Genomic DNA, 2,276 nt, shown 5'->3' with positions numbered 1-2,276 from the left:
GTAAGTCCTACACCGCCGCGACGCAGCCCTGGAAAGGCATGAGAGACGTGACGGGAGGATCTCCGGTAATCCAGTTCCACGCGACAACTGACGCCCGAGACGACGCTTTCAGGGTAAGTGATAGGAATGACATCGACGCTACTCGGTTACTCGGCAGGGAGGAAGCGTGCCCCGTAGCTGGTGGCGAATATGACATAGACCCCGAGGCAGACGACGAGGAACACGACCACGATCCCGTACCCACACCCGACGGCACGCCCGCTTCGGAGTGGTTCCGCACGATGTGCGACGGAAAGGGGATCCCCTTCTCCGTAGCACATTCGTACCTCGAAGATTACGTCGTTGAGAACACCGACTACGATGAACTCCCGTGTGGTGGCGATACCTGTACGGCTGTCACTCAGTGGGAGAACGTCCCCCGTAAGAAAGACGACGACGGGAACACCGAGGTTAGTTACGACGTCGTCCATGCTACACACCAAATGAGTTATGTCCCCGGTTTGGTAGCCGACAGTAATCTCGTCTTCGACGAGAGACCCGACTTCTCCGTGGATATGAGCCAAGACAGGGTTAGGCAGGCAGTTACGGCTTACTTACAACAAGCCGGCTCCCCGATCCGTAGCTACGAGGGGCTGATTACAGCCTGGAATAACGGGCAAGTAGCTCAAGGAACCGTAGAAGAAGCTCTTGAGTACGAGCCAGACCGAGAATGGTACTTCAACGACCCCGACGCGCACACCTTAGCTCCCGCTCTCGCACGTGCATTATATAGAACTCAGGCAGATGGAGAGAGAGGTAGGAGGAGGGGTAAGGTGCCATACAACCCCCCGAGGTTAGACAAGGACGCGCGCGACGAGGAGGGCTGGGATCGTGTCTATGTTACCGTCGTCCTCGATGACGACAATAACCTAACCAACATACGTCAGACACCCGACCTTGGTACTACCCCGAGGTGTGTCATTGGTCTCGACGCTCACCCCAGTATGCCGATGTGGCAACTGAACGCCGTCCCTTGGATTACCAGAGAAGAAATACTCAACTCGGAGGAGAGGCGTCTGTGGCGGCGGTACGAGCGTGGGCTACACGTGGTTCAGATCGGAGAAGCTACACGCCCGCTTTCGGGTGATAGGGCTAAGGAGTGGCTATCCGAGGACAAGCTCGAAGTACTCTTTAGACATCTCAAAGACGAGTACGGCGACGGATTCGGGACAGCGATAACGACGGCTCAAGTTGAAAACGAGGTCGAGGAAATCATGGAGGACGTCGGTGTCGAAGACCCCGACCTAATGCACTACGGGAAGGAGAAAAGCCGAAATGACTTCGGTGACGAGGAAGTCGGCTTTGTAAACGGGGCTATGGATCCCGGAGACGGATATATCCTCGACGTCATCGCGGAACTCGGTCTTGACGCCCGCCCTGAGAGATCCGACGTCGACTGTGACACCTGCGACGGAAGCGGCTGTCATGTTTGCGATAACACGGGTCGGAAAAGAGCCGCAGGTCGTGGTTTTGTCGGTGACGACGCCGAGACCGCCCGGGAGATCCTCGCCTCGGTGCGCGAGAACCACGTCGCCCAGGCTGCGGGTAGGTATGCTCGTAACCCCGACGACCCCGATGACACAGCTGTCGTCTTCGTCCGTACAGACGCCACTCCCGTCGACTTCGTCGACGAGATCGTCCCAGGAGCCAGAGTCTTCGGGGATAAGCAGAAGGAGATAGCCGAGTTCCTCCGAGACAACCCGAGGTCGACGGCGCGGGAGATAGCCGACGCTGTCGACGTCTCGAAAAGACACGTCCTCGAAACGCTCAAGGAGTTAGCCGAGGAGGAAGTCGTCGGCGTCAGGGAGGGGGCAGCAGACTACGGGGCTAACTCATACCGCTGGGAGTCTAAGGACGACGCTATCAGCGGATTAGCCGAGATAGAAACCACGAACTCGGACGTAAGGGACTCTAATACGTGGGAGTTCGTGATCCTTGACGCTTCAGCAGCAAAGACTGAGCGGATCTTCTCTACCTCAAACCCGAGTACAGGTGACCCAGGGAATAATAGGCAGTTGACCGAGTTTAGCGGCGGCTAAGTCGGGTTAGATCGACGCCGACCCGAGGTAAGCCGCGGGGGTCGAGGAGCGACGGCTACCCCGTGACAAACAAACGCCCGTGGCTAACCAACGCTTCTAGAGAAATATTAGAAATGTTGGTTAGTTGTTACACGCATTGTATCACTAACCGTGTACGAACACCCGAGGTCAACCCATATATACCCTATCTCACCTCGG

At 56.9% G+C, this 2,276-nt stretch carries 1 protein-coding gene; it reads left to right on the top strand.

Annotated elements, in window-relative coordinates; translation table 11 throughout:
* On the top strand, positions 1 to 2,078 hold a 2,078-nt coding region (locus SV253_09505; protein ID MDY6776285.1), incomplete at its 5' end, for a winged helix-turn-helix domain-containing protein.
* Positions 2,079 to 2,276 lie beyond the last annotated feature (198 nt).

The organism is Candidatus Afararchaeum irisae (assembly GCA_034190545.1).
Taxonomy (GTDB): Archaea; Halobacteriota; Halobacteria; order Halobacteriales; family Afararchaeaceae; genus Afararchaeum; species Afararchaeum irisae.
The sequence above is the reverse complement of the archived record's forward strand: the minus strand, read 5'-3'. Positions and strand labels throughout refer to the sequence as shown.